We start from the raw sequence: 22816 nt of genomic DNA, 5'->3' as shown, positions 1-22816 counted from the left end.
ATTTATAAATATATTTATTTTAATTTGTTTACCAAACAAACTAATTACTTGTATAATATCATTATGCTTCCAAAACGTCAATAAATATGTAATTAAAGGAGAAAATTATGCTTACTGGGGATACAACTTACATTAAAAAAATCAATCGTTCCTTAATCCTTAGCAAAATTATTGAGCACGGGAGGGTTTCACGTTCAGATTTAGCGAAAATAACTGGCTTAAATAAAGCAACAATCTCTGTTCAGGCTGCAGATTTATTAGCCGAACAATTAATTATCGAAACACCAAAGGAGCATAAAAATCTTGGCAGAAAGCCAATAATGCTTTCGATTAATCAGAATGCTGGATTTTCCTTAGGAATTGATCTTGATAAATCTACCATAACTTTAACGTTATCAAACTTAAGCGGCAGGCCAATTTCCACTGAAACAATTGCACTTCAAACCACTGATTATAATGAGGTTCTCTCGTTATTATCAAAGTATATTAAAGATTATAAAGAAAAATATGCCAATACCCGTTATGGACTGATTGGTGTAGTCATTGGAATTCATGGTATCGTGAATAACGATGAAATCATCTATTTCGTCCCCCACCACCAATGGAGTAACAGAAATTTAAAGGTTGATTTGATAAATGAAACCGGTGCCAATGTATTTATCGAAAATAACGCAAATTTGTGCTCATTTTCTGAAATCGTCTATAAACACCATCAAAGTGAAAATTTATTATCTGTTAGTCTGTATTCTGGAATTGGTCTTGGACTGATGGTTAATAAAGAATTAATAAAAGGATACCATGGCTATGCAGGGGAAATAGGGCATATGATTGTCGTTCCAGAAGGGAAACTGTGCAGCTGCGGGAAAAAAGGCTGTTTTGAGCAATATGCTTCTGAAGCCAGTTTTATTAGGCGATTAGCTAAGATAAAACAAATGGACGCCATTAGCTATGAAGAATTAAAAGATTGGATTAACAATGGGGATTCTACTACTCGTCATCAAATAAAACAGTTTATTAAAATCTTATCCGTTGGCCTTAATAATATTATTAATCTATATAATCCTGAGATTATTGTTATTAATAGCGAGCTGCTCCAATTGTTTCCTGAAGCTGTTTTTAAATTAAAAAATCATTTGAACTCTTCAGTTGGTCACTTTCGTGAACTGGTAATTTCAGATTTTGGAAAAAAGGCTTGTATTTTAGGCGCTTGCGCTATGGCGATTAAGAAGTTTTTAGAGGTACCGGAACTAAATTTGTCTTTGGCTGATCATGGATAACGAGCGATTCTTTCGATAAATTAATAAAATCTTCACTTTTTTGACAAGCCGAGTCGGTTTTATTTTATAAAATAGACTCGGAGTGATCAAAAACATAAGGAAGTGTCACATGGCTAAGAAGAATCGTATTGAATCCAAAGAATTAAGAATTTTAAGATCCTTGAACACACGAATGACGCTAGCTGAAAAAGACCGGCAACATTATTACAGCCTTAAAAAAGGTTATGAAGGTGAAGTAATGTTTGATACATTAACTGAGAAGTTACAGTGTGAATGCACGATTTTAAACGACTTGTTATTCAAAGTAAACAACTCCACATTCCAAATCGATACACTGATAATAATTTCTGAAAATATGCATGTTTACGAAGTGAAAAATTATGAGGGTGAGTATTTTTATGAAGGTGAGAGGTTATACAAGAAGCCAAAAACGGAATATAGTGATCCTCTAGTCCAATTGAACCGAAGCGAATCACTACTCCGCCAATTACTGCATCATGAAGGTTATCAATTCCCCATTGACGGCAAGGTTGTATTTATCAATCCTGAGTTCACCCTATACCAAGCACCACTAGATAAGCCTATTATTCTTCCAACACTAGTTAATAGTTATTTAAAAAAATTAGATTTGATGCCATCGATACTGACTACCCGGCAGGAAAAACTTGCTGACAAACTAATTTCACTTCATATTGAAGAAAATCCTTATACGATATTACCTCCGTATAAATATGATGAGGTCCGGAAGGGGCTAACATGTGTTTTATGCAACTCGTTTTCGATTTCTGTCATAGGAAAGAAATGTGTGTGTGGAGATTGTGGGCATGAAGAATTGGTAACAGTTGCTGTTATGCGATGCGTACGGGAATATGTGCTTCTTTTTCCTGATCAAAAAATTTCTACCAATGTTATTCATGAATGGTGTGGTGTTGTGGAGTCCAAAAAAAGAATTCGTAGGATTTTAGAGAAAAACTTTAAAATTGTCGGTGTTGGACAATGGATTACTTCGAGTATTGATTACAAAATAATTTTTATAAAGTTATTGAGGACATTTCTATTGATTTTTTTACTAGTTTTGTCCCCAAGTACCTATTTAAAATCAGAGCATATTCACAAAGGCAGCTGTATCGCAGCTGCCTCCTACATTCTTAAAACCAGTCTCCGTAGCCTATTTCTCTTAAGTAGTCAGCTGATTCTTTAAGACAATCAAATGGATCTCGTCCATAGGTATCATCTTGTTCAATTAAATAATATTGAACCCCGCTCTCAACTCCAGCATCAATAATCCCTTTGATATCAAGGTTCCCTTGACCAAGCTCTGCAAATTCAATAATATTCGTGAATTTCTGCATGAACTTACCCAAATCTTTATAATCATCTTCTGTTAAATCCATATGACCAATCCGGTAATCCTTTAAGTGAATTAAGGAGACACGCCCTGCAAATCTCTTAATAACATTGATCGGATTCTCGCCGCCCCTTTGAGCCCAATGAACATCTAACTCAAAACCAAGTTTTGTTGTATTATTTTTCATAATATCTAGCAGACATTCATTATCATATTTCTCAAATTCAATGTGATGGTTATGATAATAGAGTTCAATTCCATATTCCGCCAATCGCTCAGCCATTTCTTCTGCCGCGTGTATATATTCCATCGCTTTATTTTTTTGGCCCATTAATGTAATTGGCATCATCCCAATTCGGATGAAGTTGCAATCAAGGATTCTGCAATCTTTGACGATTTTATCAAAGTCCTTTGTCAGTGACTCCCCTGGTATTCCTGGCATAGTGTCTAATGGAGCTGAAATCGAAGCGATTTTAATATCAAAATCCACACTTGCCCGTCTAAGCTCCGCGACATTTTCCTCAGTCATCTGAATTTGTGTAACCTCAACAGCATTAAATCCAAGCTCTTTTATTTTTCTTAACGTTTCATAAGCGCCTAACTCAATAATTTTATTTTTAAGATTAAACATTTGCACGCCGATTTTACCTTTTTTCATTCGTTATCCCTCCAATTGAATTCTTTGCTTCGAATCTGATGATTTGCGGATCACATCGATTATTTGAATTGCTGGAAAAGCATCCTTAGCATGCACATAATTTTCCGTACCTTGTTCAATACATTGATAGAATTGATGAATTAACTTAACATGGCTCGCACCATAATAAAATTTAGATCCAGGAAGCCTAGCATCTTCTACTAATTCTTCCTTTTCCCCATTTTCAGTTACTCGAGTTAAGATGCTATCTTTAATCGTAAATTTACCTTTTTCGAAAATCACTTCAAGTTCAACACTTGAATTTTCTGCATTTGCATTTGTAGCAAAGAACAACCCCGTGACACCATTTTTAAATTGAATCCGTGCTGATGCAGTGTCTTCAACTTCAATTCCATAATCAAGCAGTTGATCAAGACTTCCGCGAATGGACTCGATTTTACCGCCAAGTAATTGCATCAAGTCTAGAGTATGAAGTGCCTGATTGATCATGACACCGCCGCCGGCATATTCCATCTGTCCCCGCCATGGCTTTAGGTCATAATAAGATTTCGGTCTATACCAAGCGACAAGCCCTTTAATTCCAACTATCTTTCCATATTCGCCGCTAAACGCTATTTTTTGGAGCATTTCAAAAGACTCATTATATCTGTTTTGGAAGCAGACACAGACCTTTACCTCCTGATGTTCTTCCTCCAGATTAACGATCTCGAGTGCCTCCTCTGTATTTAATCCAAGCGGCTTTTCAAGAAAGACATGGACGCCCTTTTCGATACAAGCCTTTGTGACTGAATTGTGCAGATAATGAGGCAAGCAAATATGGACAACATCAATTGCTTCTGATTCCAACATGTCTTGGTAGTCAGTATAAAAGCGAGCTTCCGGTACAAGAGTTCTTAAGTCTTCATTTACATCACATACCGCAGTTAGTTCTACAATTGGGTTTTCTTTAATTGCAGGCAAATGAATTTTGGAAATATCACCAAGCCCAATTAACGCTGCTTTTAGCATAACTATGCCCCTCTTTAAAACGAACTCAAAGCCTTTCAGCGATGAGTTCGTTTATTGTGATAGATTAGCCTCTTATAGGATATTTACCTTCTTCAGCAATTCTTTTATTTAATTCTTCCAGGAATAAATCTTCATCAAATGGTACTTCTACTTCTTTTCCTAACCAGCTTGAAAGATGAATTGCATTTGCAAGTCTAACACCATTGATACCATCACTGCCTGGCGCTAATAGTGGAGTACCTTCTACAATTGCAGAAGCAAAGTCCTCTAATACGGCAATGTGCTGTTCGCCCCAAACGCTGCCAAACTCAAGCACTTCCTCGGTGAAAATATCATCTGCATTTCCGCCCATGAAAATTTTCATTACATCTTGCATGTTCATGGTAGCGCTCATTTCGTTTTCGGGTTTAACAAGACGTTTAATTGTTACCTTTTTGCTGTCATCGACAACAATTTTCCCTTTATTACCTAAGATTTCAAAGCGGTCTGTACCAACAACATCATGTGTGCAAGTTACAAATACCCCAGTAGCACCATTGCCATAGTCAAGTACAACTGTTACCTCATCTTCTACTACGATATCTCTTTGGTATCCATATTTTACGTTGGAGTAAACTTTTTTCGGCATCCCGCAGATCCATTGAAGCAAATCGATTTGGTGTGGTGCCTGGTTTACAAGAACACCGCCGCCTTCGCCGCCCCAAGTTGCTCTCCATTCACTTTGGTTGTAGTAACCTTGTGGTCTCCACCAAGTAGTAATAACCCAGTTTGTACGGCGGATATTTCCAATTTCACCATTATCAATAATTTCTTTTACTTTTTGATAAAGAGGATTTGTCCGTTGGTTAAACATAATTCCAAACTTAACCTCTAGCTTTGTTGCAGCAAAATCATTTAACTCTTGAACCTGTTTGGTATAAACACCGGCTGGTTTTTCAACTAATGCATGGATGTCTCTTTTTAACGACTCTATTCCCATTTCCGGGTGTAAATAGTGAGGGACACATGTAACAACAGCATCAACAGTTCCACTTTCTAACATATCAATATAATTCTCATAGAATGGGACATCAGGATACTTTTCCTGTGCCAATTGCTTTTTAGCAGGATCCGTATCGCAAATGGCACCGATAACCATATTTTTCACTTTGCCTTCTGCAATGAAACCAGCATATGCACCGCCTTGTGCACCTAAACCAATAATTCCTAATCGTACGTCTGCCATAATTACATTTCCCCGCTTTCTATTTTATTTAGAATATCTAATAGAGCTTCATATTGAAGCTTGTATGCGCCAGCACCATCAAGTCCTTTATTATCCTTAATAATTTCAGCTGCCTCTTCCAGCTCTAAATCTTTTAAAGAATCAAAAAGAACTAAATGAGGTTCTAAAGTTAAGAAGCCTTTATATCCTGATTTTATAAATTGAGAGAGCAGCTCTGGTATTTTCCCTTCTCCTGTTCCGCAGACCACATTTTCTTTATCAGATGAAACAGCATCCTTAATGTGAATATAAACGACTTCATCCTTAAGAAAGTCGTAGCAAGCTTGAGTGTCCTCGCCACATTGTACAAAGTTTGCAAAGTCAAAAATCGCCTTAAAGTTTGGAGAGTCCACCGATTTCAAAATTTCACGGCAGCGTCGTGCAATATCGCCGAATATGTCTTTCTCATTTTCATGTAATAAAATGACATTATATTCAGCAGCAATTGCAGCGAACTGCTTTAACTTACTGATTACATCCTCTCGAAAGATATCGGCGTCCTCACCCTTTGGGATATAAAAGCTGAATATACGGATATACTTGCAATCTAGCAGATTACTAATTTTGCAAAGCTCCTCAAGCATCACCTTTTGTTTGGCAAAGCTCTCTTCATCTTTGATAAAGATTTTTCCAAGCGGCGATCCGATAGAAGAAACGCCTATTCCGGCTTTTTGTAAACGAGGCTGTACACTTTCTTTGATTTCGGCAACAGAAAAGTCGCCAATATTTTTCCCATCAATTCCACGCAGTGAAAGATAACGCATCCCCAGGTTTCCAACAACCTTAAGCTGAGTATCAAAATCAGACGAGATTTCATCAGAAAAGCCAGAAATCAATAAATCCTTATTCATTAATTTATATCCTCCTTTTTTACAGTATTTCGTTTATTTTTTCGATAATTGGACGGCGTCATCCCTGCCTTTTCTTTAAAGAAACGACTGAAATGAGCCATACTTTCAAAGCCTGTGTCTCGAGCAACCTCAGATAATGTTCGATCTGGTTCCATTTCTAGTAAATACTTTACTTGATTTAGACGGCAGCCCATCACATATTCCATAATCGTAAATCCTGTCACTTCCTTAAAAACATGAGAGGTATAATATTTACTCAAATTCAGTTCAGCGGCAATTCGGTCCAATGTTATCTTTTCGAAATAATGATCATTTATCCAAGAGGCAATAGACTCGGCATGAATCTCCTTCTCTGCCTTTTTGCAGGGGAGCTGGGCCAAATCCTTTTGACTCATTTTATAAATTCCTAATAATAATTGAATGAGTTCAAGCCTTATTTCTGCCTCAATGGGTTCACATTTCTGACCAGTTCGCTGTTTTTCTTCATCAGTTTCTGCGATTAGGCCGGCAATTTTTTTGATTCTTCCATCTACAAATTGCCCTGATTCATCATACCCGGTACGGAGCAAATAATTATTTAGTTTTTTAAATGGATCTAACAAATAAGGCATTCCTAACACTGACAAAATCTCATCTAACCAGGTAGGGGAAAAATGAAGCATGCTCCTGGTATATGTGCTGCCTGGCCTTGGATTTGGTTTATGCAAGGTTAAACCATCCAGAAGGATTATATCTCCCGGCTGCAATTCATAAATTCGATTGTTAATTAAATATTTACAATCTCCAGAATGAAAAAAGTAAATCTCATATTCCTGATGTGAATGAAATTGAAAGGTATTAGATTCTAGCCCCCGTACTCGATAAAAAGCGTTAATCCACTCATTCATTAATTTCATGATCTCATACCTTTTTGAGTAAGCGTCAACAAAATTTGTTTGTTAACTTAACATACTTTAATTTTATTAAAATTATAGATAAAAATCATTCTCTAAAACTGCTTTATTATTATATATTTTTGACTGATATTGCTTTTTATATGTTAATTTCAGAAAAAAGGGACAAAACCTATTAGTAAGTTTTGTCCCTTTTTCATGTTAAGATTATTCCATCCAGTTTGTATGGAAAACGCCATCTTTATCGATACGTTGATACGTGTGAGCACCAAAATAGTCCCGTTGTGCCTGAAGCAAGTTCGCTGGAAGAGTTTCAGTCCGATAGCTGTCATAATAGGCAATCGCACTTGCGAATGACGGAACAGGAATTCCGCGTTCAATCGCCACAGCCAGAACTTGACGTAATTCCTTCTGATAGCTTTCTGCAATTTCCTTAAAATAAGGATCTAATAATAAATTAGCTAATTGTGGTTCACGGTTATAGGCATCCTTAATTTTTTGCAGGAATTGGGCACGAATGATACACCCGCCGCGGAAAATCATTGCAATATTTCCATATTGAAGATTCCATTCGTACTCTTCCGATGCAGAGCGCATTTGAGCGAATCCTTGTGCATAGGAGCAAATTTTACTCATATATAAAGCTTTTCGAACCGCTTCAATCAACTCTTCTTTATTCCCTTCAAAGGGTTTTACTGCTGGGCCATTCAAGATTTTACTTGCTTGAATACGCTCTTCTTTCATGGCTGAAATAAAGCGGGCAAAGACTGATTCAGTAATGATTGGCAGCGGTACTCCAAGATCTAAGGCATTTTGGCTTGTCCATTTTCCTGTGCCTTTTTGTCCGGCAGTATCTAAAATCATTTCTACTAGTGGTTTGCCTGTTTCTTCGTCAACCTTTGTAAAAATATCTGCTGTAATTTCGATTAAATAACTGTCTAATTCCCCTTTATTCCATTCTGCAAACACTTCATGAAGTTCTTCTGCATTCAAGCCAAGGACATTTTTCAAAATAAAATATGCTTCACAAATTAATTGCATATCGCCGTATTCAATGCCATTATGAACCATTTTTACATAATGCCCTGCGCCATTTGGTCCAATATAAGTACAGCAAGGGTCTCCGTTAACTTTTGCAGAAATGGCTTCAAAGATAGGTTTGACAAGCTCATAAGCTTCCTCTTTACCGCCTGGCATGATGGCAGGGCCTTTTAATGCTCCTTCTTCCCCTCCGGAAACACCCGTGCCAATGAAATGGAACCCTGCTGTTTCAAGATCCTTATTTCGTCTAATCGTATCCTGGAAGAAGGTATTTCCGCCATCGATCAGGATATCGCCCTCTTCAAGGTAAGGTTTAAGCGAATCAATCGTAGCATCCGTTGCTGTTCCAGCTTTAACCATCAATAAGATTTTTCTTGGCTTTTCTAGTGAATTGACAAACTCTTCGACAGTGCGGGCACCAACAAAGTTTTTACCCTCAGCTTCATTCTTTAAAAACTCTTCTGTTTTCTCGTATGAACGGTTAAAAACTGCAACAGAATAACCTCTGCTTTCAATATTTAGAGCCAGGTTTTTTCCCATTACAGCTAAACCAACAACACCAATTTGTTGTTTCGACATCTCTAATCCCTCAGCTTTCTTAGAAATATGTTCCTTTATAATTGTACCTTTTTATCGTTGTAAAAAATATTTTTCAGCATTGTAATAGCCGATATTCCTTACCATCTGCTCCAGGAATGCCATATTATTTGGTGCTAAGCCTTTTTCCACCCATTCACCTAAAATGTTACAGAGAATTCTGCGGAAGTAGTCGTGGCGGGCATATGAAAGGAAGCTGCGAGAATCGGTCAACATGCCAATGAAATGGCTAAGTAGTCCAACGTTAGCAAAATCCTTCATTTGCTTTTCCATGCCATCATTATGGTCGAGGAACCACCAGCCGGAACCTATTTGAACTTTCCCCGGAACACCTTCTTCATAGAAGTTCCCCATCATTCCTGCAAGAACTACATTATCTTTAGCATTTAGATTGAACAATACTGTCCTTGGCAAAGCATCCTCTTTGTCAAGAGTATCCAGGAATCGAGACAATCCTTCAGCAAAATTCGCCTCACCAACAGAGTCAAAGCCTGTATCTGGACCAATAAGTTCTTTCATTCTAGTATTGTTATTTCTTAGTGCTCCCATATGAAGCTGCATAACCCATTGTTTTTCAGCATACATTTTTCCTAGTTCTTTCAATAAGAAAGCACGGTAACTCACTAATTCATTATTAGATAGCTGCTCTCCGCTTATACGCTTATTAAAGATTTTTTCTACGTCTTCCATTGTCGTTTCTACATATTCCATTTTTTGAATATCATGGTCAGATGCCCGTCCGCCATTTTCGTGGAAGAAATCAACACGCTGCTTTAATGCCTGTAAAAAGGTATCTAAGGAATTAACCTCAATCGCAGAAACTTCACTTAATTTTTTAATCCACTCTCCAAAGCTAGGGCGTTCAATAAAAAGCGCTCCATCAGGTCGGAATGTCGGTGCAATAATTGCTTTAAAGGAATCATCATTTTTTAATAATTTGTGGTATTCAAGTGGTGAAACTGGATCATCTGTGGTACCGATAAATTTCACGTTAGAACGTTCGATAAAAGCTCTTGGTCTAAAATCCGGCTCCTTTAACTTTTCATTACATTCGTCGTAAATTTCACGGGCTGTTTCCGGGCTAAGGTTTTTTTCAATTCCAAAAAACATTTTCAATTCCATATGTGTCCAATGATAAAGCGGATTTCCAATTATAGATGGAACGGTTTCAGCCCAAGCAGCAAATTTCTCCCAATCACTTGCAGAGCCAGTAATGTAACGTTCACTAATACCATGCATTCGCATTAATCGCCATTTATAATGGTCCCCGCCTAGCCAAACCTGTGTAATATTTTCATAAGGCTTGTTCTCCCAAACCTCTTGTGGATTTAAATGGCAGTGGAAATCAAAAATCGGCAATCCAGTAACAGCATTATCATAAAGTTGTACGGCTGTTTCTGTGTTAAGTAAAAAATGTTTGTCTAAAAAGGCTTTCATAAAGTCCCCTCCATATCTGTAAACCCTTACAATGTTTATAAAAAAAATAAAGTTTTCTTTTCAATTTAATTTGTTTAGTGAACAAATTAATTACACTCCTAATTTATCACGATTATTTTGTTTAGTCAATTAACAGTTTATGAATAAATTGAAATAACCTGTTATAATAGTAATATATTTAAATGATCTGCGTGAAATGGAGGATTTTAATGATTACCGGTGATGCGGCTTATATAAAAAAAATCAATCGATCCTTGATTATTCGAGAAATTGTCAAGGAAGGAATGATTTCGAGGGCAGATTTATCCAAAGTTACAGCCTTAACTAGAGCAACCATCTCAGCGCAGGTGGCTGACTTATTAGAAGAAGGGCTTATTATTGAAACACAGCTGGAACACAATTCAGTCGGCAGGAAGCCGATTATGCTTTCTTTAGATGGCCAAGCAGGGTATGCCCTAGGCATTGACCTTGATTATGGGCAAATTTCATTTACCCTTTCGAATCTTGCAGGACAACCTATCTCTTCAAAATTTATTGAAATAAACACAATTGAATATTCTGAGATTCTTCCACTTTTAGTTGATCAAATTAAACAATATGAGGCACTACACTCCGATAGTCGTTATGGTATTGTGGGGATTGTCATTGCGATCCATGGTCTTGTGGCAAAAGATGAGAGAATTCATTATGTTCCACGCCTGCATTGGAACGACCTTGACCTCAAAGGTGATTTGGAAAGACAGATTAATATCCCAATCTACATTGAAAACAATGCAAATCTCTCTTCCTTTGCAGAGCGTGTATTTTTTCATCACGAAACAGAAAATCTTTTAAGTGCATCCCTTTACTCCGGAATTGGCCTCGGAATGATGATGAAAAATGAGTTTTTTCGTGGGCATGACGGTTTTGCAGGTGAAGCAGGTCATATGATTATTGTGCCTGATGGCAGACCTTGTAATTGCGGGAATAAAGGGTGCTGGGAAAAATACTCGTCAGAATCAAGGATTTTTGAATTTCTTTCTGAAAAAAGGAACATTAAGAATTTAACCTATGACCAAATTCAGAAATGGCTTGATGAAGGTGATCAAGAAGTTCACGAAATGATGGAGCAATTCCTTTATTATCTCGCTATCGGATTAAATAATATGATAAATATGTATAACCCAGAAGTGCTTGTCCTTGATAGTGAATTGCTGCGGATGTATCCAGACTCTTTAACAAAAATTAAGGAAAAACTAAATTCCTCCATCAGCCACTATCGGGAATTAACCTTATCTCATATCGGAAAAAAATCATGTGTTCTCGGTGCGTGTGCCCTTGCAATTAAACATTTTTTAGATGTGCCTATGCTGAATTTATCCTATGACCAGCAAACCACACAAAATGAAAGCGCACTCATTTAGGCTTTTTTCAAAAGTAAAAACCCCTTTCAGCCATAAAGCTGAAAGGGGTTTTTTATTATGCACTTTTTAATTTTTCATTTGAATTCTTTACTTTTAATTCCTCTACAATATTTTGGTATTTTTCATCAGTTAAATTATAGACAACTATTAAAATCACACAAGCAATTAAATTGAATGCCGCAGGGACAAGGAACATTAAGCCTTTAATTCCCAATAAGGTTTCGGCCGTTTGTTGTACATTTGGAACATATCCAATTAATCCAAGCGCTACCCCAGGTATAAAACCAGCCAGTGCTTGTGCTAATTTACGGAAGAAGCTATAGGAAGAATATACAACACCTTCAGTTCGTTGTCCTGTTTTCCATTCATGGTAGTCGATTGTGTCTGCAACCATAACCCATGGCAATCCAAGGGCAAAGCTTAATCCAAGGCTGCCGATTGATAATAATACTAGAAATGTTGGAACATTAGCCGGCAAAGTAAAGTTTGCAGCATCTGCAGCAACACCAATTAATAACCCAATAATGAATGTTTTCTTCTTGCCAAATCTTTTAACAAGAGTTGGAATAAAAAAAGAACCAACAACAGCAATTCCTACACTAGTAAAGGATAGTAGTGTTATAAGACCTGTATTTTTTAAATTATATTGTAAATAGTATAGCTGTACTGCCGTGCGGAGATTGCTTGCTGCCACCATAAACAAACATACAAAGCAAAGGGCGATTAGCGGTCTGTTACTTAACAATAATTTAAATAATCGTGACATAGGAATCTTTTCTTGATCCGCTTTTGGCGCTCTTATAATATTTTCGCTCGTATTACGATAACAAATATAATGGAAAATCACTCCAATAGCAGCCATTATTGCAATACCCACAGCGTACCCGATCTTTTCATTTGGAAAATGTGAAACAATAGGAATTACGGTCATTCGGGAAACTAACATGGCAAACTGGCTGCCAATTGCTCTAAATGACCCAAGAGAAGCACGATCGACAGAATCTTGGGTCATGGAAGCTGCAAGTGAACCGTAGGGAATATTGACAAATGAATAAGCAAGTCCGAACAGCATGTAGGTTACAAATGCAAAGACAATTTTTCCTGTACCAGAGAAGTCAGGTGCTAAGAATGAAATGACCGTCATTATTGCTAAAGGAATCGATCCAAACAAGATAAATGGTCTAAATTTCCCCCGTTTACCTAAGTTTCGTCTATCAACAAATGCTCCAACCGATGAATCAGCAAAAGCATCAAATATTTTAGAAATTAAAAATACTAATCCGCCCCAATAAGCTGAAATCCCTAATACATCCGTATAAAATTTAAGCAAATATAATTGGCCCATATCGAACATGAATCCATTTCCAACATCCCCTAAACCGTACGACACTTTTTCTTTTAATGTAAGTTTCTTTGTGCCTGTCGTTTCCATCTTTCTTCGCTTCCCTTCTCAATTTACAGACAATAATTTTGAAACCCTTTTCATTACTAAATAAAAAAAACTAAATTATTCAATACATTTTCTATTAATTTGTTTAATAAACTTACTAATTATCTATGACTGTATATTAACACCTTCGACATTTTTCGTCAATGAAAGCGTTACAAAAATTTTGTATAATTTTGAACGAAAAAAGCTCCGATCACCTTTAATCGGTAATCAGAGCCTTTGTATCATTTATTATTGTCTGTATTATTTTTGAGAATTTCTTTTTTCAGCTAAGTCAATCGCAAGCTGCTGAGTTTTAACTTTATTTAATGGATATAAGAAGACAAGAATTAAGAAAATCACGATTAAGACAATGAATGGAACTAGTGTGCCTAAAGTATGAATCCCATCAAGTGTACTTTGTGATTGGGATTTAAGAGTTGCATTATAGCCAACTGCCGCAATCGCATAACCACCAAGACCGCCGGCAATAGCCTGACCGACTTTACGCGCAAATGAATAGATTGAATAAACGGTTCCATCTTCACGTAATCCAGTTAAATATTCATGATAATCAATAACGTCTGTTACAAACGCCCAAACTACTAAGTTAAAGATTCCATAACCGAACATAGCAATAGATAAAATTCCAATAAATTGATTTGCAGATAAGTTAGGCAAGAAATATAAAGCACCATAAACCACTGCGGCAAGTAAAATACCTGCTGATGCCACTTCTTTTTTACCAAATTTAGCAACTAACGGTTTAATTAAAGGCATTCCCACAAACACAGCTACTGATTGAATAAGTCCTACCATACTTAATGCTTTTGCGTTGCCAAAATAATCTTTAAATAAGTACACGTTTACTGTACCAATTAACATAAAACATACCATAAAGGTTAGTGAAGCGATTAAAATCCATAATAATGGCTTATTTTTTCCAAGACCTTTTATGGTTTGGCCTAATTTAACTTTTGGTTTTTCTGTTTCATCCATGGCAATACGTTCAACTGACAATTTATAACATGCCATATAACATGCGATTGAAAGAACTCCAAAAATAATTGCACCTAATAAGAAATGATTTGCGTCTGCTTTATTGTTTACAAACAATATCATCGGACCGACAACGTTAATGATTAAACCAGCTAAATTGCCACCTAAAGTACGGAAGCTAGATAGGCTAGTACGCTCAACAGGATCACTTGTAATAACTGATGCCATTGAACCATAAGGAATATTAACAGTACTATATAAGGTTCCCCACAAAATATAGGTTACAAAGGCATATGCCTCATAAAATCCTGTTGACATGCCTGGAATGTGAACAAACATTAATACACCAGTAATAACAAGCGGAAAGGACATTCTAAAAATCCAGGGTCTAAACTTTCCATTTTTACCCGCTCTTCTAGTATCAATAAAGCGGCCCCATGAAACGTCTGCTACAGCGTCCCATAATCGTGCAATTAAAAACAGAGTACCAACAAATGCCGGATTTAGACCATAAACGTCAGTATAGTACACCATTAAGAACGCAGCAACTAAAATAAAGAAAAAATCATTCCCGAAATCACCAAATAAATAACCTAGTTTATCTTTCATTCCAAAAGGCTTGGTTGTTGCAGCCTTTGGTCCACTTGTTGTTGGCTCTACTTTAAGCTTAGCGTTTTGACTCATCTTTACCCCTCCATTACTAGTTTGATTTTGTTTGTAAAAATTAAAATAGATTCTTCTAAATCTTTTTTTCTTGACGATTGACTGACTTTTTAAAAATCTGAAACCCTTTTCATTTCTTTTTAAAAAAATTTAATCTCGAGATTTTATTAATTAGTTTACTGAACTAATTAATGTTATTTGTATCTTATCACCCACTGTTTGGTTCCGTCAATAATATTTTGAAAGCGCTATTAAAAAATTTTTTCCATTTTAAATATTCTGTATTTAATTGGAAATAGAAATTTACTAGACACTTATTGTTCAAGAATTTCACCTATTTTTCAATGTTGAGCAAGGAACTTTTTTTTATAATAAAGGTAATAAAATAATATTATGTTGATAGGGCGTGATTATTTGGAAAAGTTACTTTATATTTCAGCCAATCCTAAAGGGCTGGAAAAATCAAAAGGCCTACAGATTGGTGAAGCCTTCCTACAAGCTTTTCACTTGGAACATCCGGAGATTGAAATAAAGAAATTGGATCTATTTAGCCTAGACTTTGTCCAAATGGATGCTGATCTAGTGTTTGCGCGTGGAAAATTAGCAGGTTATGGTTATACAATAGACCAGCTTTCGGAGGTTGAGAGAGAGAAAATTTTAAAGATGCATGCATTAGCAGATGAGTTTATTACGTTTGATTATTATGTTTTTGTTTCTCCCATGTGGAACCTAAATTCACCAGCAGTTTTAAAAGCCTTTCTTGATAATCTGTTTATTGCAGGCAAAACCTTTACACATACACCGAATGGTCCAAAAGGACTTTTAGCCAATAAAAAAGCCCTTCATATTCAAACGCGCGGAGGACAATATACAGGGACCCCAATGCAGGAATTAGAATCCGGCGACCGTTATTTAAAAATTGCCTTGCGTTTTCTAGGCATTGAAGTAATGGATACTATTGTTGCAGAGGGATTCGATCTATATCCTCAAAGGGTTCCTGAAATAGTGGCAGCTGCAAAGGAAAAAGCAATTATCGTCGCTAAGGATTTCGCAAAAAAAACAATAGCTGTATAGTCTATAAAAAAAGAAACTTCCTTTTTACCAGAAGTTTCTTTTTTTTGAGGTTTTATCAAATTTTATCGAAAATAGTTAACTTATAGTATAATTGGAAGAATAAACTGAAGTATTTACTTTACAGGCCAGGAGTTATCAAATGTTAAAAGATTTTGTTACAAATACCGCATTGTTAGTAGCGGCCTTTTCTCTTATGGGACAAATTTTTAAAAATAGGCCCTTAACCTTATTAGCACCATTATCTACAAAGCTTTATTGGGGACTTTCCTTTGGCTTGCTTGGCAACATATTAATGGTGTTCAGCATTCATATTAGCACGAATATTATCGCCGATTTAAGACACATTGCTATTGTTATTGCAGCTGTTTTCGGCGGATTTATCCCCTCCTTACTGGCTTCCCTGCTAATTGCAATTGGAAGAATCGTATTTTTTGACTTTAATCAAGCCGCCCTGCTCCCTTCCTTTGGAGCACTTTTAACAGGTATTGTTTGTGGCCTAATCTCCAAATTTAGATATCATCCATCGGTAAAAGCAGTTGTCATGAACCTGTTCGGATTATTGATCATTTCATTTATTTTCTTTCTTAGAATTCATGACTTACAGGTCCTGAAGAATGTTTTAGTAGTTCATTATACCTTTTCTTTAATTGGCGGATTTATTGCATATCATTTTTTAGAGTTTGTTGCAAGATCAAATCAGGCACAAAGAGAACTTGAGGTTAGCGTCATTAAACTCAAGCAATCCGAACAAAAATTGCATAAAGCCAATGAGCTTTTGAATCGGTTATCCTTTATGGATGGTTTAACCGGCATTGCCAATCGCAGATATTTTGACCAAACACTGGAAACTGAGTGGGTCAAATCAATAGATACAAACTCCCCTATTTCTTTACTCATGTTTGATATAGATTATTTTAAAAAATACAATGATACATATGGTCATTTATCTGGAGACTTTTGTTTACAAAATATAGCACAGGCCATTCAAGATTTGTTTCCATCTGATTTGAACTATACATTCTGTCGATATGGCGGTGAAGAGTTTACCCTTATCCTCCCTGCTGCCGTCGAGACGGAAGGCCGCAGAATTGCCCAGCTTATTCAGGATACTGTTCAGTCACTCAAGATTGCTCATACAAGTTCAGAGATTGCCAATATTGTCACAATAAGTATCGGTATTGCCACAATGATTCCAAATTCTTTATCTAATGCCAATGAATTAATTAAAAAGGCGGACACTGCTCTTTATTTATCCAAAACTAAAGGAAGAAACACCGTTTCATCTTTACGCTAGGGGATTTGTGAAAACATTCCCCTTTTTTTTATAGGTTTTATTCTTTTGTTGTATTTTTTCGAAATATTATGCAAATTTTGTTGTATCTTGCCTAAAATAGCTGTAAAATTTTCCTAAAGGCCTTTAATGGACGGTGAAGTAAATGGAAATTACGAAACACTTTTTCTTAAATCTCACCATTTTAATTATTCTTCTATTTTTTTGTGTCATTTTTTTTGAAAAAAGCAAAAGGACGAATATATCTAAACCTTTTATCATTCTATTTTCAATTTTTGTTCTTTGGGTTTTTATTCAGTTTTCTTATCATCCTGTTTCCTATGCCAGATATGATTTAAGAATCATACCTTTGGTAATCGGGGGACTTTATGTTGGAATAGGGCCTATTCTGGTAGCGGCCACAATTATTTTAAGGATTTTCTATGGGATTAATTTAGGTTTTTATCAAACATTATTACTTTATATCCCGCTTAGTATTGTTTTATGGAGGATTTATCCCTGGTTTTCAAGACAAGTTTCCGCTCGCCGTATTTTGATATCAGTCGTTATGGGTATCATTCTAGGAGCGTTTACAGTTATTGGAATGGAATTTGAAAACACTCATGCTAACCTGTTCGATGCTTTGTTTGCTTACTTAGTGATTCCTCCTCTTGGAATTGGAATAATATCCTATTCAATTGAATTTGTAAGAAGAAATAGTGAAATGAGGCAACAGCTCATAAAAGCGGAAAAATTAAAAGCAGTTGAGCAAATGGGAGCAGCAATATCCCATGAAATTCGAAATCCGCTTACAGCAGCAAGCGGTTTTGTCCAATTGCTGCAGGATGACTATCTTTCCAGGCAAAAAAGAAAGGAATACCTCTCCATCGTAAAGGAAGAATTAATATCAGCAGAAAGGGTTATTCAGGATTATTTAACGTTTGCCAAGCCTTCATTAGAAACGTTTGAGGAACTTAATGTGAAAAGTGAACTAAGACAGATCATTAATATTCTTCAACCATTAGCTAATCAAAATTCTGTAGAAATTTTGACTGATTTTTCCGTTATAGGTTTCATCAAAGGTGATCAACAAAAATTTCGCCAATGCTTTGTGAATGTGTTGAAAAACGGAATAGAAGCAATGCCAAATGGGGGTCATTTATCTATTACTACTGAGTATACCCAAAGCAATGTAACCATTCGAGTGAAAGACACCGGAATTGGCATGACCGGTGAACAGCTTGAACGGTTAGGAGAACCGTTTTATTCGACAAAAGGGAAAAACGGCACGGGCCTAGGAATGATGGTTGTCTATAGCATTGTTCGGGCGATGGACGGGAACATTTGGGAAGAAAGTGAACTAGGTGTGGGAACAACCTTTCATTTTGAGTTTCCAACTATATCTACCTTAATGAAAAAAGAATAAATTGAAAAAACGACGGGGTAATAATAAACCCGTCGTTTTTTGTGATTACTTCCCGATAAACATTTGTGACCAATGTTTACCTGTTCCTTCAAAGCCTACTCCAATGTGGGTAAATTTGGAGCTTAAAATGTTAGCACGATGCCCTGGACTGTTCATCCAGGCAGTAACTACTTCCTGCGGTGTGCGCTGTCCTTGGGCAATATTTTCACCCGCTGCTCTGTACGTTACTCCAAAATCTCTCATCATGTCGAATGGTGAACCATAAGTTGGGCTGGTATGCGAAAAATAATTGTTTTGCTGCATATCTACAGCTTTCTTTTGAGCAACTCCACTTAGCTGGGTATCAGCTTTTAAAGCTGGAAGACCATTTTTACTTCTTTGTGCATTCGTTAAATCAATAACCTGCTGCGCATATTGGCTGACTGCCCCAGTAGCGGGAGCTTGGGTCTGTGCAGGCTGCTTTGGTGCTTGTGCTGCTGGCTTTGGTGCCGGTGCAGCTGGTGTAGGAGCTGGTTGTGCCGGCTGAGTTTGTTTTGGGACCGGTGAAGTTACCTTTGGTGTTGGTGTTGTAACCCTCGGCGCTTGTTGTCCGGCTGGTGCTCCCGCATTAGGAGTTTGTTGCTGTAAATACGGCTGAAGTTGCTGCTGTAAATATGGCTGTATTTGCTGCATCATTCCCGACAAATTAGCTTGGCTTGGATCAAGACGAACAAATTGGTATTTTGCATCCCTGGTTAATACCGCTTGTGTATGCGGATATTGATTGCTGTCTAAGTTCGTTTGATAAGCCGAAATCATATCGTCTTTATCACGTCTAATTTTACGATTATCATTAAACAAATTTAAATCAAGATCCCGGTCATTGTTATTTTTATTAGTGTAATCCTCGGTAAGCGGCCCGTTGTGGTCGATGCCATCATCCCTGCCATTACGGACATCCATAATACGGTTATCCCTATCGGTGATATTCATCCCAGTTCGATCATTTAAATCATTTTTATTGTTGTTATTACAAGCAGCGAGTCCCAAAGATAAGACCCCTGTTAAAAGTAACCCCACTGGTTTTTTTATCAATTGAAATACCTCCTCCTTGCAAAAGAATCTCTTGCCTTCTTATTTTTAATTTTTTTGGAGAAAGTATTAATGGTAATAAACGTCTTAATCACCAAGGAATATAAAAAAAAAACAGATGCAAAAATGCAGCTGTTTATCGTTTCATCTGAATCTTAAATTTATATCGATCTGCTCTATAAACAGATTTTACAAATTCAACTGGAGTGCCATTTTGTAGGTAAGTATTTCGTTGAATCAGCATTACCGGTGCCCCTTTGGCAATTTTTAAATTATTTGCTTCCGATCGACTTGCAATGGATGACTCAATAACTTGGGAAGCACTGTCGATTCTCAAGTTCAATTGTCCTTCAATGTAAGCGTACAAGGATTGATTGACAATTTCTTCTGTAAGTCCTTTTACAAGATTTGCCGAAATATAATTGGTTTCAAAAGCCATGGGGACCCCATCAGCTAAACGAATCCGCTTTATTTCATATACCGGCCCATATTCTTGTATCTTTAACTGCCCGGCAATTAGACTTGTCGCAGGAATGATCTCGAAATGGATTAATTGACTCCCTGGAGAAAGTCCTCTTGATATCATGTCTTCAGTAAAGCTTGTCAGTCCTTGTAAGGGTTGTTCAATTTTCCGTTCGGCGACAAATGTTCCCTTCCCCTGCAAACGATTTAAATACCCCTCATTTACTAGCTGAGTAAAGGCCTGTCTGACTGTCATCCTGCTTATTTGGTACTTTTCAGCATACTCTCTTTCTGGAGGCAAAGCATCTCCAGGCATTAATTCACCATTTTCAATTAATTCCTTTATATGTTCTTCCAATTGATAATAAAGTGGAATGGGGGAGTTTTTATTAATCATCTCCTACGTACACCTTTCTAATTTAACTAGGGCTGCCTTAGTTTCACACTTTATTTCATAACTAACTATGAACCTTTAAACCCGCAACCGCCGCTTTATCTGCAATAATTGTAACACATGGATGATTTTTCAATACAGAAGCTGGGAAACTTTCATTAATTTCGCCATTCAAAAGCTTGGATAAAGCTTCTTTTTTGTTTTCTCCAGAAACCAAAAGAAGAATTTCTTTACTTTTTAAAATGGAGGATATTCCCATTGTAATCGCTTTTGTCGGAACTTCTTCGACTCGATTAAAAAATCTGGCGTTTGCATTTATGGTTGATTGAGCTAATTTGACAATATGGGTAATCGAGTTAAATGAGGTTCCAGGTTCATTAAATCCTATGTGTCCGTTACTGCCAATTCCAAGAATTTGCAGATCAATGCCACCATGTTTGCTAATTAAATCCTCATACCGAAGGCATTCGGCTTCCATATCCTTTATATCGCCTTTGGGGATATTTGTTTTATTCAAATTTATATCAATATGATTAAAAAGCTGCTCATTCATGTAATACCGGTAGCTATTTTTGTTTTCACCCGGGAGGCCAATGTATTCATCTAAATTAAAAGTCGTTACATTTTGATAAGAAGTTCCATTCTTTTTGTGGTCTTCTATTAAGTTTTTATAAGTCCCAATTGGTGTCCCGCCAGTCGCAAGTCCCAGCTTAATCCGTGGATTTTGACAAACCTTTTGGATAATATATTCAGCGGCTTTTTGACTCATTTCAGCGTAGTCTTTCACTTCAATGACTTTCATTGGATATACCCTCCTTTTTATAGGCAAGTGTGCCGCGGCAGAATGTCATAACCACTTCCATTTTGTCATCTAGGATGACAATGTCAGCATCCTTACCTGCGGCGATACTTCCTTTCCGTTCAAATATATTTAATTGCTTTGCTGGATTAACAGATGCCATTTCAATGGCTTCTTCAACCGAACACCCTGTATAGGTTAAGATGTTTTTAACCGCATGCCCTAATTTTAAAATGCTTCCTGCCAGAGTTCCGTTTGCTAACGTTGCTTTTCCATCTTGAACCGTTACCTCTTGGCCGCCAAGATCATACATGCCGTTTTTCAAGCATTTTGCTCTCATAGAATCCGTAATTAACAGTAAACCATCACTCCGCTTTTGCTTATACGCGAGATGGACCATTTCTGGCCGGACATGTACCCCATCTACAATAATTTCTGCCTTCAATTCATCATGTAAAAATGCAGCACCTACTACACCTGGTTCACGGTGATGCAGTCCCCTCATTTGATTGAAAAGATGCGTAACGTGGTTTGCACCCGCTACGATTGCATCCTCAACCTGTTCATAAGTGGCATTTGTATGGCCAAGGGATGCAATAACACCGTTTTCCTTTAAGTAGCGAATCATTTCAAGTCCCCCAGGCTGCTCAGGAGCTAAAGTAACAAGTTTAATCGATCCGTTGGACAGCTTCTGCCATTCTTTAAATAGATCAAGATCAGGGTCCACAATATGCTGTATCGGCTGTGCCCCTGCCATCTTTGCATTTACAAAAGGACCTTCAAGGTGAATGCCTAGTATTTCTGCAGTACCTTGAGGATGTTGATTTTTAATATAGTTTCCAGCATTTATTAATGCCTGCTCAATTTGTTTTCCTTCTTGTGTCATCGTAGTAGCTAAAAAGCTTGTGGTTCCTTCCTGTGGCAGGGCCCGAACCATTGTATCCAGCGCTTCACTTGTTGCATCCATCGTATCTGCACCAGCCACTCCATGAATATGGACATCAATAAAGCCTGGAACTGCTTTAAAATGGCCAAGCAATTCTATAATCTGATAGTTATCTTCATTAGTTAGCACGCTTAATGTTCCCAATTCAATGATTTTTTCGTTTTCTATTTTTATATAGCCATCTTCAATTATCTGGTCATCTGAATAAACCCGTATACCCTTAAGTAAAATATGATTAAGGTTTAGATTCATTTTCAATACTTCCTTTCAGGTTATACCTAAATTTTAGCATCACCATTATCTAGTTGTCTATACCAATTGAGGATAATAAAATATCTGATTTTATTTTTCCCATATAGAATAATCTTCTTTTCCTATAATGCGATATTCTCTAAAAAAATTTTTAAAAATTGGTATAGACGTCTATAGATATTTAATGGTATATTTACTTTGGAAAAGCGCTTACACCGGCAACAACCTTTTTGAAGAAATCATTCATTATATTG

General features: G+C 36.7%; 19 protein-coding genes. 6 read left to right on the top strand and 13 right to left on the bottom strand.

The window, feature by feature from the left end:
* Positions 1–107: 107 nt before the first annotated feature.
* A complete protein-coding gene (locus tag V7161_RS00770; RefSeq protein WP_335441826.1) occupies positions 108–1277 on the top strand; it encodes an ROK family protein in 1170 nt (389 codons plus the stop codon).
* 109 nt (positions 1278–1386) lie between these two features.
* Entirely contained in the window at positions 1387–2478 is a 1092-nt protein-coding gene (locus V7161_RS00765; RefSeq protein WP_335441825.1) for a nuclease-related domain-containing protein, read from the top strand.
* Here V7161_RS00765 and V7161_RS00760 read toward each other — a convergent pair.
* The 7 genes from V7161_RS00760 to uxaC all read right to left on the bottom strand — a co-directional run bounded on the left by V7161_RS00760 (position 2426) and on the right by uxaC (position 10374).
* Entirely contained in the window at positions 2426–3283 is an 858-nt protein-coding gene (locus V7161_RS00760; protein ID WP_335441824.1) for a sugar phosphate isomerase/epimerase family protein, read from the bottom strand. The two genes, V7161_RS00765 and V7161_RS00760, sit on opposite strands and share 53 nt — an antisense overlap.
* A 3-nt stretch (positions 3284–3286) precedes the next feature.
* Positions 3287–4291 (bottom strand): Gfo/Idh/MocA family protein, encoded by a 1005-nt coding sequence (locus tag V7161_RS00755; RefSeq protein WP_335441823.1) that lies wholly within the window; start codon positions 4289–4291, stop codon positions 3287–3289.
* A gap of 64 nt (positions 4292–4355) precedes the next feature.
* Positions 4356–5516: a Gfo/Idh/MocA family protein gene (locus tag V7161_RS00750; protein ID WP_335441822.1), complete on the bottom strand. Its 1161-nt coding sequence runs from the start codon at positions 5514–5516 to the stop codon at positions 4356–4358.
* Positions 5517–5518: 2 nt separating this feature from the next.
* Positions 5519–6406, bottom strand: a complete 888-nt coding sequence (locus tag V7161_RS00745; RefSeq protein ID WP_335441821.1) for a sugar phosphate isomerase/epimerase family protein — start codon at positions 6404–6406, stop codon at positions 5519–5521.
* Positions 6406–7302 carry an AraC family transcriptional regulator gene (locus tag V7161_RS00740; protein ID WP_335441820.1) on the bottom strand — a complete coding sequence of 299 codons (897 nt, stop codon included), beginning with the start codon at positions 7300–7302 and terminating at the stop codon, positions 6406–6408. Before V7161_RS00740 ends, V7161_RS00745 begins: the two co-directional genes overlap by 1 nt.
* A 204-nt stretch (positions 7303–7506) precedes the next feature.
* A complete protein-coding gene (gene gndA, locus V7161_RS00735; protein ID WP_335441819.1) occupies positions 7507–8919 on the bottom strand; it encodes an NADP-dependent phosphogluconate dehydrogenase in 1413 nt (470 codons plus the stop codon).
* 51 nt (positions 8920–8970) lie between these two features.
* Entirely contained in the window at positions 8971–10374 is a 1404-nt protein-coding gene (gene uxaC / locus V7161_RS00730) for a glucuronate isomerase (protein WP_335441818.1), read from the bottom strand.
* 209 nt (positions 10375–10583) lie between these two features.
* On the opposite strand from uxaC, the gene V7161_RS00725 reads away from it, so the two are divergent.
* Positions 10584–11777 carry an ROK family transcriptional regulator gene (locus V7161_RS00725; RefSeq protein WP_335441817.1) on the top strand — a complete coding sequence of 398 codons (1194 nt, stop codon included), beginning with the start codon at positions 10584–10586 and terminating at the stop codon, positions 11775–11777.
* Between the two features lie 55 nt (positions 11778–11832).
* On the opposite strand, the gene V7161_RS00720 is transcribed toward V7161_RS00725, so the two are convergent.
* Positions 11833–13209, bottom strand: a complete 1377-nt coding sequence (locus V7161_RS00720; protein WP_335441816.1) for a glycoside-pentoside-hexuronide (GPH):cation symporter — start codon at positions 13207–13209, stop codon at positions 11833–11835.
* Positions 13210–13470: 261 nt separating this feature from the next.
* On the bottom strand, positions 13471–14889 hold the full coding sequence (locus V7161_RS00715; protein ID WP_335441815.1) for an MFS transporter: 1419 nt from the start codon (positions 14887–14889) through the stop codon (positions 13471–13473).
* A 393-nt stretch (positions 14890–15282) separates the two neighbouring features.
* Between V7161_RS00715 and V7161_RS00710 the strand changes: the two genes are divergently transcribed.
* From V7161_RS00710 to V7161_RS00700, 3 genes are all read left to right on the top strand, one after another.
* A complete protein-coding gene (locus V7161_RS00710; RefSeq protein WP_335441814.1) occupies positions 15283–15942 on the top strand; it encodes an FMN-dependent NADH-azoreductase in 660 nt (219 codons plus the stop codon).
* 139 nt (positions 15943–16081) lie between these two features.
* Complete coding sequence (locus tag V7161_RS00705; RefSeq protein ID WP_335441813.1) at positions 16082–17236, top strand: GGDEF domain-containing protein; 1155 nt, start codon at positions 16082–16084, stop codon at positions 17234–17236.
* Positions 17237–17378: 142 nt separating this feature from the next.
* Positions 17379–18638, top strand: a complete 1260-nt coding sequence (locus tag V7161_RS00700; RefSeq protein WP_335441812.1) for a HAMP domain-containing sensor histidine kinase — start codon at positions 17379–17381, stop codon at positions 18636–18638.
* Positions 18639–18683: 45 nt separating this feature from the next.
* Here the strand turns inward: V7161_RS00700 and V7161_RS00695 are convergent, their stop codons facing one another.
* The 4 genes from V7161_RS00695 to nagA form a co-directional block, all read right to left on the bottom strand.
* On the bottom strand, positions 18684–19712 hold the full coding sequence (locus V7161_RS00695) for a CAP domain-containing protein (protein ID WP_335441811.1): 1029 nt from the start codon (positions 19710–19712) through the stop codon (positions 18684–18686).
* Between the two features lie 133 nt (positions 19713–19845).
* Entirely contained in the window at positions 19846–20568 is a 723-nt protein-coding gene (locus V7161_RS00690; RefSeq protein WP_335441810.1) for a GntR family transcriptional regulator, read from the bottom strand.
* A gap of 61 nt (positions 20569–20629) precedes the next feature.
* A complete protein-coding gene (gene nagB, locus V7161_RS00685) occupies positions 20630–21367 on the bottom strand; it encodes a glucosamine-6-phosphate deaminase (RefSeq protein WP_335441809.1) in 738 nt (245 codons plus the stop codon).
* Complete coding sequence (gene nagA / locus V7161_RS00680; RefSeq protein ID WP_335441808.1) at positions 21354–22562, bottom strand: N-acetylglucosamine-6-phosphate deacetylase; 1209 nt, start codon at positions 22560–22562, stop codon at positions 21354–21356. The genes nagB and nagA overlap by 14 nt, the downstream gene beginning before the upstream one ends.
* Between the last annotated feature and the right edge of the window lie 254 nt (positions 22563–22816).

Origin of the sequence: Neobacillus drentensis, from assembly GCF_036965425.1 — a bacterium.
Classification (GTDB): domain Bacteria; phylum Bacillota; class Bacilli; order Bacillales; family Cytobacillaceae; genus Neobacillus; species Neobacillus drentensis_F.
The sequence above is the reverse complement of the archived record's forward strand: the minus strand, read 5'-3'. Positions and strand labels throughout refer to the sequence as shown.